This window comes from Butyrivibrio sp. FC2001 (assembly GCF_000424125.1).
In the GTDB taxonomy this organism is placed as follows: domain Bacteria; phylum Bacillota; class Clostridia; order Lachnospirales; family Lachnospiraceae; genus Butyrivibrio.
Genome location: NZ_AUJH01000019.1, coordinates 20,190 through 35,340 on the forward strand (window position 1 = coordinate 20,190; position 15,151 = coordinate 35,340).

The 15,151-nt window shown below is 39.5% G+C and carries 15 protein-coding genes; 10 read left to right on the forward strand and 5 right to left on the reverse strand.

The genetic code is table 11. The features are described 5' to 3' along the window. Positions 1-22 precede the first annotated feature (22 nt). Genes G601_RS0110360 through G601_RS22860 form a run of 6 tightly spaced genes read left to right on the forward strand, consistent with a single transcriptional unit; the run spans position 23 to position 3,693 of the window. Complete coding sequence (locus G601_RS0110360) at positions 23-241, forward strand: hypothetical protein (protein WP_035790659.1); 219 nt, start codon at positions 23-25, stop codon at positions 239-241. Positions 242-268: 27 nt separating this feature from the next. Beyond that, positions 269-1,111, forward strand: a complete 843-nt coding sequence (locus G601_RS0110365; RefSeq protein WP_026665298.1) for an alpha/beta hydrolase — start codon at positions 269-271, stop codon at positions 1,109-1,111. Positions 1,112-1,148: 37 nt separating this feature from the next. Next, entirely contained in the window at positions 1,149-1,880 is a 732-nt protein-coding gene (locus G601_RS22855; RefSeq protein ID WP_081673489.1) for a C39 family peptidase, read from the forward strand. Positions 1,881-1,895: 15 nt separating this feature from the next. Further along, positions 1,896-2,522 (forward strand): hypothetical protein, encoded by a 627-nt coding sequence (locus tag G601_RS0110375; protein ID WP_026665299.1) that lies wholly within the window; start codon positions 1,896-1,898, stop codon positions 2,520-2,522. A 38-nt stretch (positions 2,523-2,560) separates the two neighbouring features. Next, complete coding sequence (locus G601_RS0110380) at positions 2,561-3,112, forward strand: NAD(P)H-dependent oxidoreductase (RefSeq protein WP_035790660.1); 552 nt, start codon at positions 2,561-2,563, stop codon at positions 3,110-3,112. 35 nt (positions 3,113-3,147) lie between these two features. Continuing rightward, positions 3,148-3,693, forward strand: a complete 546-nt coding sequence (locus tag G601_RS22860; protein ID WP_207638039.1) for a metallophosphoesterase family protein — start codon at positions 3,148-3,150, stop codon at positions 3,691-3,693. A gap of 13 nt (positions 3,694-3,706) precedes the next feature. Here the strand turns inward: G601_RS22860 and G601_RS0110390 are convergent, their stop codons facing one another. Further along, positions 3,707-4,924 (reverse strand): DUF3298 and DUF4163 domain-containing protein, encoded by a 1,218-nt coding sequence (locus G601_RS0110390; RefSeq protein ID WP_026665301.1) that lies wholly within the window; start codon positions 4,922-4,924, stop codon positions 3,707-3,709. Beyond that, a complete protein-coding gene (locus G601_RS0110395) occupies positions 4,921-5,388 on the reverse strand; it encodes a hypothetical protein (protein ID WP_026492193.1) in 468 nt (155 codons plus the stop codon). Before G601_RS0110395 ends, G601_RS0110390 begins: the two co-directional genes overlap by 4 nt. A 260-nt stretch (positions 5,389-5,648) precedes the next feature. On the opposite strand from G601_RS0110395, the gene G601_RS0110400 reads away from it, so the two are divergent. Continuing rightward, positions 5,649-6,026, forward strand: a complete 378-nt coding sequence (locus tag G601_RS0110400; protein ID WP_026665302.1) for a VOC family protein — start codon at positions 5,649-5,651, stop codon at positions 6,024-6,026. 929 nt (positions 6,027-6,955) lie between these two features. Continuing rightward, entirely contained in the window at positions 6,956-7,471 is a 516-nt protein-coding gene (locus G601_RS0110405) for a helix-turn-helix domain-containing protein (protein ID WP_026665303.1), read from the forward strand. A gap of 68 nt (positions 7,472-7,539) precedes the next feature. On the opposite strand, the gene G601_RS25010 is transcribed toward G601_RS0110405, so the two are convergent. Together G601_RS25010 and G601_RS0110415 are read right to left on the reverse strand one after the other, a co-directional pair. Continuing rightward, positions 7,540-9,189, reverse strand: a complete 1,650-nt coding sequence (locus tag G601_RS25010) for a BspA family leucine-rich repeat surface protein (RefSeq protein WP_026665304.1) — start codon at positions 9,187-9,189, stop codon at positions 7,540-7,542. A gap of 126 nt (positions 9,190-9,315) precedes the next feature. Next, entirely contained in the window at positions 9,316-10,611 is a 1,296-nt protein-coding gene (locus tag G601_RS0110415) for a leucine-rich repeat domain-containing protein (protein WP_026665305.1), read from the reverse strand. A gap of 739 nt (positions 10,612-11,350) precedes the next feature. Between G601_RS0110415 and G601_RS0110420 the strand changes: the two genes are divergently transcribed. Further along, entirely contained in the window at positions 11,351-12,337 is a 987-nt protein-coding gene (locus tag G601_RS0110420) for a guanosine polyphosphate pyrophosphohydrolase (protein ID WP_026665306.1), read from the forward strand. A gap of 186 nt (positions 12,338-12,523) precedes the next feature. Here the strand turns inward: G601_RS0110420 and G601_RS25015 are convergent, their stop codons facing one another. After that, a complete protein-coding gene (locus tag G601_RS25015) occupies positions 12,524-13,906 on the reverse strand; it encodes a BspA family leucine-rich repeat surface protein (RefSeq protein WP_026665307.1) in 1,383 nt (460 codons plus the stop codon). A gap of 138 nt (positions 13,907-14,044) precedes the next feature. On the opposite strand from G601_RS25015, the gene G601_RS0110430 reads away from it, so the two are divergent. Then, the gene (locus G601_RS0110430) at positions 14,045-15,094 is read left to right on the forward strand and encodes an SGNH/GDSL hydrolase family protein (protein WP_026665308.1); all 1,050 of its coding nucleotides are present in this window, start codon (positions 14,045-14,047) and stop codon (positions 15,092-15,094) included. Positions 15,095-15,151: the final 57 nt, after the last annotated feature.

Here is a 15,151-nt window from a genome sequence, read left to right on the forward strand (position 1 = left end):
TCATAAAAGGATGGTGATGAACATGTTACTGACATTTATTTTTTTCATTTGCTTACTTGGCATGGTTGGAAAGCTCATAGGATTTGCTTTTAAGTTCTCATGGAGCATAATAAAGATAGCTTTCTATATTGTATTCTTGCCGTTTATTCTTATAGCAATGGTTGTTGGCGGACTGCTTTACCTGGCATTCCCTATACTGATAATAGCTATGATAATCGGTTTTGTAGCAAAAGAAGCATAATCGGAGCAATATTGATGAGGAGCTGTCATGTATAGATTTAATACAAAAGGTATACGAAGCAAAAGAACATCAATAAGAGTTAATGGTCTTAGAGTTCCGCTCCTTATTTTGCAGCCCATATCTAAACCCAAGAATGCGCCTGGAGTACTGTGGATCCATGGCGGTGGTTACATGACCGGAATGAAAGAAATGGCCTACATAGGCAGAGCTGCCGATCTTGTAAGAAACCATGGCGCAGTTGTAATAGCTCCGGGCTATCATTTATCCTTGTTCCACCCTTATCCGACGGCTCTTAAGGATTGCTACGGAGCTCTTTTGTATATGAAAAAACATGCAAGGGAGCTTGGTATAAACCCAAGTCAGATAATGGTCGGAGGCGAGAGCGCGGGCGGTGGCCTGGCTGCTGCTATTTCAATGTACGCAAGGGACAAAGGAGAGGTTAATATTGCATTCCAGATGCCACTTTATCCTATGATCGACAATTTCGATACGGATAGTTCCAGAGATAATCATGCAAAGGTCTGGAATACCAGAAGAAACCACCAGGCATGGGCTGTTTATCTCAGAAAAAATGCCAAAAAGGAAGTATCGCCTTACGCTGCTCCCGCAAGACAAAAGGATTACTCAGGGCTTCCACCGGCATATACCTTTGTATGTACCGCAGAACCCTTCTATTGCGAAACCCTTACATATATCAACAACCTTAAAGCCGCAGGAATACCTGCTAAAGTTGATGTATATGAGGGGTTGTATCATGCCTTTGACATGAGTGAACCTGATAGCCCTGCAGGGAAAGCGGCTATCAAAAGCTTTAATAAACATTTTGCTTATGCAAAAAAACATTACTTCGCAGATCAAAAATCTAAATAACCAGAAAAAAATCAGCTAAATACATAACGGAGATGGAATGAAAAAAAATAAACACACAAAAATATCAATCGTAATATTGAGCATAATTGCGCTCTTTTTCGCAATAGTTATCATCGCTTTAGTAAGCCTAAAAATAAGGACATCAGCAATATTAGATGATTATTCATCCATTTTTCAGGATAGCAAGTATTCAACACCGGTATCTGTAGATGGTGTTGAAGTCATAAAACAGGATATTTCCTGTGGATATGCCGTAATAGAAATGTTCAGTACATGGAGTGGCAAAAATGTTACTGAGGAAAGTCTGTTTTCTGATTATGGAAAAGTAATAACCTCAACGGGAGAAGCTTTTTGTGCCGAAATGAACAAGCAGTTCCCGGAATACAAAACCACCATTCATAAGTACATGAAAAATACTGAACTTATCGACGCTGTCTACAATAATCTGGCTAATGGTATTCCTGTTCCTTTCGAGTGGGCAGCTCTTTATGGAGACGAATGGACCCTTCATTACTCACTGATAACCGGCTTAGATATTCCAAATGACAAAGTGGTTATTGCCAATCCTTATGGATATGTTGAGGAAATATCTGTAGAGGAATTCCTAGATAGAACAAGCTTTGAAGCTTATAAAGATATGCCTTGGTTTCTTAAAATGGGCTTCGCAATAGGAATGTTTGAGAAAAATACCGTTTTCACTGTGGAATCAGAGGGGTCACTTCGCGCTCAGGGAAGAATTATCGCGGTAAAAGTGAAGGATAATATGTAATATACTGGAGAAAAAATGAAAAGAATTAAACTTATAACAACAGGCATACTTGGCCTCAGCTTATTAGCGGCTTGCGGGCCATTAAAAAATCAGACAAGCAATGAAAACGATGTTGCCCATAAAGCTTTTGAAAAGTTTGTATCAGGAGATACCAGTCTTCTTGATTCATCAAAAGATCAATGGTTTGTCCCTGAATTTTCCGATGAAGCTTTTGATTATGAGTACACATTTTTGGACCTTGATGGCGATAAAACAGACGAGCTTCTGATTCAGATGGAAGATGATCCGGGCGCTTTTAATTCTGTATTTCATTATGCAGATGGAAAAATTGTCTGCTGGTACAGTGACAGTGTAGAAGCGATCTGCTATAGTTATCCGCTTAAAAACGGCCTGATGGTTGAGGAATATGATTACGGTGACCAGATATCTTATGATATCTACTGTTATCAATCGGCAGGAGAGAAAGAACCTGTAAATCATCTTTTTGTCCAGGAAGAATTTTCAAATTCTGACTCTGAATCAAACATTCCGGAATATAAAGTTATGGATAAAGACGTCACAAAGGAAGCTTTTGAAAAGGAATTAAAGGAATCTGTCACTGACTATCTTCTGGATCGATCCGACTGGAAGAAAATTGGATAATAACGTATAGAAAAGCAATCAAAGGAAAGGAGCATCCTATGATTCTATTTGTTAATGCCTGTGTTCGCAAGGAATCAAGAACTCTCAGATTAGCTAAGCAGCTGCTTGCTACTCTCGAAGGCGAAATAAAGGAAGTAAAACTGGAAAATGTAAAATTCCCTATCGTAGATGAAGAGTTCATAAATCATCGAGAGGATTTGAAAAATGCAGGAAAATACGATGATCCCATGTTTTCACTTGGGCGAGACTTCGCGGATGCGGATTTAATAGTAATAGCTGCTCCTTATTATGATTTATCATTTCCTGCCATGCTTAAACAGTTTTTTGAGCAGATCAATGTCCTTGGACTGACATTTACCTATTCGGAAACCGGCACTCCTATGGGGCTCTGCAAGGCAAAGAAGCTGTATTACGTAACAACAGCCGGTGGACCGATTTTATCTGATGAACTCGGATTCGGGTATGTAAAAGCGCTCGCCAATAATTTTTACGGAATAGACGAAGTATACCAGATTAAGGCCGAGGGCCTCGATATTATAGGGGCTGACGTTGAGGCTATTCTCAAAGATGCCCATATAGAACGAGGCTAAAATTGTAGGTGAAACTAAAAAGGCATTGTAACAGCTTGAGTAAGGTTTTTGTAGGATATATCGGAGATATCAACATGAACGTAAAACTCTTAGTAATATCTGATTCACATGGTTATCCTGGATTTGCCAAAAAGGCGATCGAGAAGGAATCTCCCTTCGATATCCTTGTCCACTGCGGAGATATTCAGGGCTCCATCACTTCCATAACAGGAGACAATCCGCCCTATGAAGTAAAGATAGTCCGCGGTAACTGCGACTTTGGGAACAGCCTTCCACTCGATGAAGAATTCAAGGCTGGCTTCTTAAGCGTATGGGCAACACATGGAACTAACTACAATGTCAAATATGAGGAAAACCTTAAGACTTTAAAGGAAGCAGCAAAGTCAAGACACGCTGACCTTGTTCTCTTCGGGCACAGCCACTATGCTGAGATAGTAAAGGACACCGAAAACAACATCACCCTTGTAAACCCCGGAAGCATCTGCTATCCCCAGGTCTCAGGTGATAAAGCGACTTATGCCGTTATTACGATTACGGATGATTATGAGATAATCCCGGAGATTAAAAAGATAGAAGAGTAATATCATCTTCACACTATCTGCCCATCAAATCCCTTCCCCAGAAGGCATAAGCAGGATATGCGGTATAGCCATCCTTCAACTCCTCCGCAGATCTCTCGCAGGTTTTTATGCTGACTGGACGGGGATTTCCATCTGTGACTTCATACACGAAAAGCTTGTAGGATTCATCCTCTTCAGGAAGAACTACATATATGAAAGCCTTTCCATCCTTTTGGTGGACGTAATAATAATCTACCATTATGCCTGAATTCTTGATATCTGCAATGAAATCCAGAGTGATCCCATTTTCATCAGGCTTGTCACTACCTGCATAAACCGTATGAGATGTCACATAATAGCTATCTGCAGCGGGAATATACTTTTCATCAATCACGCCCTCATACTCGTCATATCCAATAACAACGTCCGAGGCGCCATAGTTGTAAGAAGTAAGCTCGTAGACATTGAAGATAAAATGCAGACCATCACCTGCAAAATACCAGTTATATGGCAATTCTGCATTTTCATCGTCCGAAGGATAGGAGCTGACTGGCTCGAATTTATAATGAGAAAGCGTATTATCCAGGTTCATGAACTGGTTTTCATCCTCTTCAGTTGCATGTAGCTCCTCTGCCAGAATCCTTCTCAGCTCGTCCTCGGAGCACTTTAAAACATCTCCGATTCTCAGCTCTTCTCCAGTCCTGGTATCATAGGTGCAGCCATATTGTACAATATTATCGTGAGGGCCACCGTAAAACTCATCAATCGTAGTCGTTGTACTGACCAGTGTATCATCCGCACGAATCACATTAACATTTTCATAGTAATAATATGGCCCGATGAAGGGTCGGTCGTTGTCGATAGCATCCTCGTAGGCAGCTCTGGCTTGCTTAGTCACTTCCAGGGTAGTCTTTTCTAAATCTGCAATCCTGGCATCCGCATTCCTGCTAATAGTCCTATAAAGCGCCGAAGCAGTTTCCGCATCGTCCATCATGAGAACAGCATATTTTCCCTCAAAAAGCTCTCCTTTAGAGTAGTCATTTTCAGGATTAGAAAATGTCTTGTTGCCATCATAAGAGGATTTGACCTCTTTATAGGCAATCTTAAAACCGTAATCCCAATTCTCTGATTCCCTTTTAGTCTGCTGTATTACGCCAACAAAATTATCCTCAGCGTTGCCGATCATACCACAGCCGCTTACAAGTATAGATGCTGCTAATGATACCCCTGTCAAAATCGTCCTTCGTTTCATATTACGTAGCTCCTCATTGAGTCTTCAATTTCCAATTTCCTTTTTTCTGAAACTGTTATTGCTATGAACGAAATGATGGCTGCCAAAAATACTACTATAGCCAGAGCTCCAAACACCCAAACGGCTTGTTCGTATGATTCCCGGCTATCTTCAGAAATATTCATGGTTACAGGATTAATCCAAACACGTGTCAGGTCTTCATCAGGGCTTGAACTACAATCTATTCTACGCTTATACTCCTGTCCCTCGTACGTATAAACAATAGTATATTTATACCTGGTAGATGAATATCGACCACCATTATATTCCCAGACATCGGTTACATATGCGGGGACTTCAACATATGAAACCAGAACTTTTGAATACCAATTACTGCATGCGCTAAGTACACACATAATCAACGCCTGAAACAGCAAAAAACCTGATATTATCAAACGTACTTTCTTATATCCAACCTTTTTCAATTCCTTTATTCCTCCTTAGTACCTTATATTGTGCTACATTATTTAAACAGCTATCGATGGAAAAATGTTGCATTGATCGTTGTTTTCATGAAGCAGAAGCAGAATTGTTGCATATATAGCACTACTTTTTCTTGCAACAGAGCATTTTATAAAATTTTAATTTAGGAAATTTTAATGGTGGGTTTGTTTTAATGATGGGTATAAAGGCTTATAGTTTAGATGTTATTGAATTATATTGAGTTATAAGAGGAGGGATGACCATGAATATTACAACATTTGATCCACTTATCGTATCTAAAGATGCAGATTCAGCAATCTCAGTCTTCGAGGCACTTGGATTTGCAACGACACATAGTCCGGTTACTCAGACGGGAAGCGGAGAAGTATCAACTGCTCGTATGGAAAATGAGGAAGGCTTCCACATAGATATAGCTCAGGTGGACGAAGTTCCGCAGGATTATGTGATTATTCGTATAAATGTAGATGATTTTGATGCAGCGTATAATATTCTGAAGGAACATGGATTCACCAATACCCGTGGAGATGATACTTTGGATACACAGAGCTCCAAGGAAGCAACAATGGTTTCACCTTCTGGATTTAGAATTGCACTTGTAAAGCATATAAAGAGTGAATGATAGAGGTTTATGAGTGGGAGAGCATCGCTGGTTGCGATGCTCTTTTAATGATATAGGAAATTTCTCCGAAATTCCTATATCATTAAAAGCGCTCCGCTATGGATGCGCACTCGCGCAATAGGAATATGTTGCCTTCAGCAACCGCGCTCGGCGCTAGAATGTCGCAAGCGACATTCTTTCTTGTTGGATCGGAGAGGGTTTATCTGCAAGCGGGGCGGGAGGTCAATCAGTCAGAATAATTCTTCGCGAATAGACGTAACCGTCTCCTCAACATGCATTCCGCAGAGCAACCGATTAAGAGATAATTGTCAGAACTGACGTAATCTCTTCAATATAGTAGTGACATAAGTGTCATAACAAGGCAATAATAGGACGTAAATGCCACAATTCTGTTGACCAATATGGTCGATAGCAAATTCCTCTTTTGGCTGTTTTGAAAGAAACTCCAGATGAGTTTTTGAGTGTTGACCAAGCGGAACTATAAGCCTTTTGGGTTTTAAAAAATGATACAGAGCATTTTGATTAAAATTGTACAAGAATAGACAGAAATTAATATCATATTTGCATTAGATATTTCTGTTTAGTCGATTAATGAAAGAAGGCTGGCACCTTGTCACGGGAGTTGCCAGCCTATGTGTTTGAAGAAAAGTTTTCTATTCTTATGAGGGGGTTAAGAGAGGGGGTACTCTCTTAATTGAGTATTATCATAACTCCCAAATCGTAAGAGAAAGTGACTGTTTTGTGTAAAAACTATGAAAACAGCTCATCATAGAAGCTTATCAATAGTATAATTTAAACGAAGAAGCAGTAATACTAATGAGGAGGACAAGATATGTCGGGTAGCGAAAATGACATTTTTCTCGCTTTATGTCGTGTTCGCAACAAGGCATGATTGATAGGATTTTTTCAGAAGGAGGAAATAAAGCAATATGGACCAGCAAAAGATAGGAGGCTTTTTAAAAGAGCTTCGAAAGGGGAAAGGTCTTACCCAGGAACAGCTTGCAGAGCAGTTTGGAGTCTCAAGCAGAACAGTATCTCGATGGGAAAACGGAAACAATATGCCGGATATTGACCTTCTAATTGAACTTTCCGACTATTATGAAGTTAATCTTCGAGAGATCCTCGATGGAGAAAGGAAAAGCGAGAATATGAATAAAGAAGTAAAGGATACGGTTTTACAGGCAGTAGATTACACAAATACAGAGAACGAGAAGTACAACAAACGCATACGCATATGCAATGCCATAGGAATGCTTCTTATTGTGGCATATATGCTGCTTGTGGATTCGACGATTTATCATGAGTATCATCTGGTTAGGATTATTACATCTTTAATCCAAGGAATGGCAGTTGGTATGATGTTTGCGGGGCTTTTGATGTCCAGCAGATATGGCGCAAGAATTAGAGCATTTAAGAGGAGAGTATTGAAGAAAGAAATTGGATGAATTTAATAACGCCCTACAACTCAGATAATTTTAAGAGTTGTGGGGCGTTTTGCTGAAAATATGTAATTTTACTTTACTATGGCATCAGTCTGTTTTCTAAGCTTTTTAATGAGCTTCTGTTTGGATTTTCCCTTTACTCCTTTGACTGTGATCTTGGCATCCTTATGAAGCTTTTTAAATGCATTTTTGCCCACCTTGAATGACTTGTTTGCGGTAATCTTTACCTTCTTGAGCTTTTTGCACTTATAAAAAGCCTTTTTATCGACCTTTGCTACATTTTTGCCAATGGTAACGGATGATATTTTTTTGTTTCCCTTGCAGGCATTGGCGTTAATGCTATTTACCGGATAGGTTGTTCCGTTTACTGTAACATCATTTATAGATGCCTTCTTTACTTTATCAATTTTAGTGACTGTAGCAATGCCGTTAGTATCGATGTAATAAGTAATACCGTTAACAGTTACAGTCATGGGAAGGATAGACTTTTCACCTGTGGGAGGATTATCAACCTTTGCAGATGGAGCTGTTTCATTATTCTCAGCCGGATCGTCTTCAGGATTGGGTTCTTCTGGTTCTTTATCCTTTTTTGCTTTGGCAATGTTGTCCACGAAGAGGTAGCGGTGGATAGTTTTTCCCTGTAAAAAGTAATTATATCTAGCAGCTGAGTCAGGCTTGCCATCCCTGTTATCGTCTATTGCTACTTTACCAATCTGGCATTTTGATACATATTGAGTATCAGCATCATAATAGAATTTGCGGCTTGTTTTTGCGGGACCGTCCACATACTGCAGACTATCGCATCTTCCAAGAAAACCGCCTGATTTTTCTTTGGGAACATTTGTAAGATCAAAGCCTCGAAGGTCAAGATATTTGAGCTTATTGCAGCCGTAAAACATTTCCTGGACATCTTTTACCTTTGGAGTCTTGAAGCTGCTGATATTGATGCTTGTAAGGGAACTTGAACTATCAAACATTCGATACATACTTTCAACACTGGATGTGTCAAAATTTGAAAGGTCAAGTATTTTGAACTGACCACAATATTCAAACATCTGAAACATACATTTTACTTTGGATGTATTGAAGTTGCTAACGTCAAGACTTTCAAGTGAAGGACAGGTCATGAAAACGGACTGCATATCTGTGACCTTGGAGGTATCCAGTGTGCTTACATTCACCTTTTTCAGGCTTGTACAACAATGAAACATCTGACACATTCCGGTAAGATTTGGTGTTCTAAACTGGCTAAGATCCAGTTCTTTAACATTCCTGCAGCACCTGAAAAAGTAGGAGCCGCTAGTCATGGGAGTAGTGTCAATTATGTTTTTTCCAAAATCGATAACTTCAGCTGCTTCAAAGGAGCAGAACATATCTCCAGAGCGGGAATTGAAGCGTATTTTATTGGTTTTGCAGCACACATATACGGTTTTCTCCGCAGAGTCATAGTAAGCTGTAACGCCAACGCCGACGGACTTTTGCTGAAGCTTATTTGCAGGCTTAGAGGGTTCCTTTGCAAAAATTATCTTCTTGATAGTATAGTCACGAGTAGACCATGTAACATTACTGTTAGTAAATGATTTAATTGTCTGGTTAAATTCACTTCCAGTAACAAGATCCCCTGCAGCTGCATGGGATGTGATACTTGTCCCTTTTGGCACAAATAATAGACACAGCATGGCTGTGATAAAGATAAACAGATTCTTTTTTACTTTCTTCATTTTATGATTCCCCTTAAAACTTTTTCCCCTCAGGCAATTATTATAGCATTCTTTGTCCCAAATTGGGTGCAAATATTATGGAGCGAGCCTATGGCTCGCTCCATATCATATCAGCTATCTATAAAATTAATTTACTGTCCAGGTAGGCTTGTAACCAATCTTTTTCTGCTTGAAAACATTGATTGTAGCTGCTTTAGTCTTTGCGTTAGATATTTTAACCTTTACCTTAAACTTTTTATTTGTTCCGGCAAAAGCGTTCTTTGCAACGCGGCTCTTCTTGGTGAGCTTTTTAGACTTTACAGTGAGCTTTTTAAACTTCTTGCACTTGTAATATGCTTTTCTTCCGACTTTCTTTACCTTCTTGCCAAATTTAGCGGAAGGAAGGTTTGTTCTTTCGAATGCGGATTCACCGACTTCTTCAAGATCAGCGGGAAGATCAGCCTTCTTAAGCTTTCCGCAATTTGCAAATGCGCCTTTATCAATCTTCTTAACGTTCTTTCCAAGATTTACTTTTTCAAGTGAAGGAAGGCCCTTGCATGCTTCTTCTCCGATTTCATCAACGTTTTCACCGACCTTGATTTCCTTAATCTTTTCTTTGCCGGGAGCGTCTGCGAAAGCTCTTTTAGCAACTTTTGTTACCTTATAGGTGTTGCCATCGCCAAGAACTACTTCAGAAGGAATTTCCTCAGTTTCTTTTACGTTTGCTGCATCTGTAGCGGGCTTCTCATAGGTTATTTCGCCTGTGTTACCATCCTTCTTGGTTACCTTGTAGGTGGGTGCCTCTGCAGGAGTCTTGCCTTTTTCTGATACTTCATCATCAACTTTGATATCGGAGGGAGTAGGATCGGGATCGGGCGTAGGAGTATCTCCATCATAAACAATCTTAGTGTCTTCAATTTTGCCATTTTCAACCTTAATATGTTTAGCGGTTACTGCTTCTTGAAGAGACATAGGTGTAGAAGGGGAAGGATCATAGTATGTAACCGATTTAATCTCTACTGAAGATCCTTGAGTCATTTTTATGGTTACACAATTAGCGGTATTTTCTATGTTTACTAGATAAAATGTGTTATTTTCTGATAATTCTATTGTCTGGTTAGGCTTTGCAATCCATAATCCATCTATAGAAGCATCTATAGTAATGCCTTTTTTTATTTTTAGAGTGTTATTGGAATACTCCATTATGGTTGTTGGATCTATTACGTCTACTCCTTGAGCATATATAACATTTTTGGTTGGATCTGAAGGGGTTGTATTAATAAGCTTGCCATCGTTAACCCAAAAACCACCTTTAACTGGCTCATCTGCCAACACCCTCGTTGGCATTGCCACCATGCACATGCTCAGCGCTATGGCGAAAGCCATAACGCCACTAAGAATTCTCTTAATCATTTTGTTGTTACTTTTCTTTCTTTCACTCATAAATTGACCTCCTATAAGAAAAATATTAAAAAAACCATCAAGAATATATGCGTAAAAATCGCTTATCATCCTGATGGTAATTTAACATAGTTGTATAATCCGCCTTGTGCTGAGGGCAGAATCCGCTACGTGATGTGATGTGATGTGATGTGATGTGATGTGAAAAAATAGCACATTTTAAACATACGTGTCAACCTCTGAAATATAATTTCACAAAGTCTCTATTCGCAGCAAAATAATTATACATAATATTTTCCTTAAAAGGTCGTATCTATATTTTTTTAATAATCATTTCATATTGTATTAATATCAAAAAAGCGGCTCGAAAGCCGCTTTTTGATTCTTCCGAAGTCTTAAGTGAAACACGCGTCACTCTTACTACGGAAATATTAGTACTTTCAGGTGAAGCATCGCCACCGAAGTACTTGTTTTAGATAAGATTCAGACCTTTTGCTCCGGTAAAGCACACGCTGCCTTTGCGATGGGTCTGTAGTTGTTTAATCAGGTTATCTCCCCCTCATGAGAAACTGATAAACAATTGTGTGTCGTCCTTATCTGTTTATAAGTATACAGGGGGTTGTCCAACAAGGCGGAATTTTATTCATGCTGGCGAAAATCATAAAAATTGTGTTATCATATTGGTAGAGAAGGCAAAGGCGCTTAATTACGGCATCTTTGCCTTTTTTTATGGGAATTATGCAGATAACGACATTAGGTCATGGCAAAGAAGGGGGAGCTTATGGTTTCACTGAATGATTATTTGTATAAGGGTGACACGGTTCTTAAAATAATAAGGCTGTATTCTGAAGATTTGAAAAAGTCTTCCATAGAAACCGGGAATACAGTTGATATGTTTCATAGCAATTTTCTTTTGAGAATGGAGGAGCTTCTGGTACATAACGACTTCCTCACATCCCAGTCGCAGAGGATCAGGGAGCTGTATAAGTACATGACAAAAGAATATCCGCAGCTGGCCTTTACTTTCAAAGGAAGAATCAAATCCCTCATCAGAGCGGAAGAGAAATTCAATGCGTATATTGTCGAGACTATCTATGATTACTATAAAAAGAATGGGACATATCCGGAATTGTCTCAGATAAAGGGCAGGATAGAACATTTCAGGGATCTCATTGCTTACCGTATCGTGATTTCCATGCCTAAATGTCATCTGAAGGAAGGAGATGACCGCGAGAAGATAGAGCTAAGGAGCCTTTATGAGCTTGCAAACATGATTCCGGACTTCCTTGAAATGCGCGGTTTTAGTGCAGAAGTATCGAATTTCAACGATGGTATTTCGGAAAAACTCGATGACCATGTACGACCTTATTTTAGGGACTATATATACAATCCAAGTCCGTATGGATATCAATCACTCCACATTACTCTATATGATAATGAATCAAGAAGTTATGTCGAAGTGCAGCTTCGCACAAAGGACATGGATGATTATGCAGAGATAGGCCCCGCTAACCATCTTGGTTATGAAAAGCGCCAACAGGAAGAACGTGCAAGAAGAGACAAGATTCCACAGGGTGAAAACATTTATTTTGATGAAGCCTATGAGCGAGGAATGCTCCTTCAACAGCTTGACCTTTCTAAGGTTGACGTCAACATGTTTGGTGCAATCAATAACAGTCTGATAAATGATGGTTGCGGACTTTATAGAGGCAGACTGATTCTGCCATTTGAGCATTTGTCACGTTTTCAGAATGATGTTATTGATTAAATCCGAGAATACTGTAAACGGAGATTCGCGTATTATTTAACGGCAATTTGGTACCGCCATCTTTTATTTTTCATAAGAATAGTGGATAATTATAATTTAAAGTTAGGTATTTGCGAAACTCGCCGTGCGCGTTCGCAATCTTTAATTTAGACAAGGTTGTAAAATGAGGAATACTAATGAAATATATTACTTTACCACAGCATTAGTCTGTTTCTTAAGCTTTTTAATGAGCTTTTGTTTGGATTTTCCTTTTACTCCCTTGACCGTGATCTTGGCATTCTTGTGAAGCTTTTTAAATGCATTTTTGCCCACCTTTAAAGACTTATTTGCGGTAATCTTTACTTTCTTTAGCTTTTTGCACTTATAGAATGCCTTTTTATCGATCATTGTTACATTTTTGCCAATAGTAACAGATGATATTTTCTTATTTCCTTTGCAGGCATTGGCACTAATGGTAGTTACGGGATAGGTTGTTCCGTTGACTGTAACATCATTTAGGGAGGCCTTCTTTACCTTGTCAATTTTTGTGACTGTAGCAATGCCGTTAATATCGATGTAATAAGTAACACCGTTAATAGTAACAGTCATGGGAAGAAGAGACTGGCCATCTGCAGAAGGATTATCAACCCTTGCAGAAGGAGATTTTTCCTCATCCTCATCGGAACCGTCTACGGGATCAGGGTCTTTTTCAGGATCTTTATCCTTTTCTGATTTATCAATGTGGTCCACGAAGAGGTATCGGTGGATTGCTGACCCTTGCAAAAAGTAATCGTAGCGTGCACCTGAATCAGGTTTGCCATCCTTGTTATCGTCTAGTGCTACTTTTCCAATCTGATATTTTGATTTAGTATCCGCATTATAATAGAATTTGCGGTTTGTTTTAGCGGGACCGTCCACATACTTCAGATTCTTGCAATTTCCAAGGAAACTGCCTGCTTTTTCTGCAGGAACATTTGTAAGATCAAAGCTCCGAAGATCAAGGTGTTCCAGACTTGTGCAGTCACAAAACATTTCCTGGACATTGGTTACCTTTGAAGTCTTAAAGCTGCTGATATTGACGCTATTAAGGGCTAATGAATTTGCAAACATTCGATACATATTTTCAACATTGGATGTGTCGAAATTTGACAGGTCAAGTGCTTTGAACATACCACAATATTCAAACATCTGAGACATGTCTTTTACTTTGGATGTATTGAAGTTGCTAACATCTAGACTATAAAGTGAAGGACAGATCAGGAATACGGAGTGCATATCGGTAACCTTGGAGGTATCCAGTGTGCTTACATTCAGCTTCCTTAGATTTGTGCAAAAATGAAACATCTCACACATGTTGGTAAGATTTGGTGTTCTAAACTGACTAAGATCCAGTTCTTTAACTCTTCTGCAGTATAGGAAAAAACAGGAGCCACTAGTCATGGGAGTAGTGTCAATTATGTTTTTTCCAAAATCGATAACTTCAGCTTCTTTAAAGGCGCGGAACATGTCTCCGGAGTTGGAATTGAAACGTATCTTATTTGTTTGGCAGCACACATATACGGTTTTCTCCGTAATGTCATAGTATGCCATAACTCCATCTCCGACAGACTTTTGGCGAAGCTTATTTGCAGGCTTTCCGGGCTCCTTTGCAAAAATTATCTTCTTGCTATATATGGTACTCAGAATTACAATTTTGAAGTAACTGGTGTTTTTTGGAGGATATGGAAAATGGAATATAAATTATCAGAAATAGAAAATAAGCGTATATGGGGAAGATGTTCTTCATTAGATGATTGTACGGCATTGTTCTGGACCGGAAGCGGAATAGAAGTAAATGTAAAGGCCGGATATTTGTATGCAGATATAGAGGCTACTTTTGGAACGCTTGAGTTGTGGCTGGATGTTTTTATTGATGATGCGCGAATAATGCATTTCCCCTTGATGGAGGGCAGGCACAGATATCAGATAATGCGCGGCTTTGATAAGGCTCATGCTACTAATGTCAGGATCGCGAGAAGCACTCAGTCCATGATGGAGGAGTGTGCCTCTGTGATCAAAATATTCTCTTTTGACACTGACGGGGAGTTCCTTCCGGTGACGAAGAGAAAGTACAGCCTTGAATTTGTGGGTGACAGCATTACATCAGGCGAGGGAGCGTTTGCTCTTACGCGTGAAGAATGGATTCCCACGGTGTTTGACAGTGTAAACACCTATGCATATATGACTGCAAAAATGCTTGATGCGGATTACAGCATTCTAAGTCAGAGCGGACAGGGCCTGTTTGCTTCCTGGGATGGTAGTACCGAGTGTTCACTTCCGAAGGTATATCCCTATGTATGTGCTGCGCAGATAGCTGAAGATGCCAAAAAGCTGGGATGCATGGATAGTTGGAACTTTACAGATAATGAGAAGGATGCCGTTATCATCAACCTCGGCACGAATGACAGTAGTGCAATGAAGCTGGACAAATGGAGTGAAGATGAATTCCTGCAGAATTTTAGAACCTGCGGAATCGATTTCCTTGAAGCTGTAAGGAAAAATAATCCGAAATCCAAGATCATCTGGGCATATGGAATGCTGGGAAATGATATGGAAGAGTATGTATCTGAGATCATAGATACATTTAATGCAGAAAATGATGATAACGTTGTATATCTACGTCTCCCGGATTGTACAGGTATTCACGTAAGTGCAAGGCTTCATCCGGATCCGGAAGGACATCGTATAGCGGCAGAAGTACTTTCGGACTGCCTTGGAAAACTATTGCCCCAGACATAAGAATATGGGAAGAGCAAAGATTGGTTAAGGTTACGTTAAGATTCACTTAAATGTACA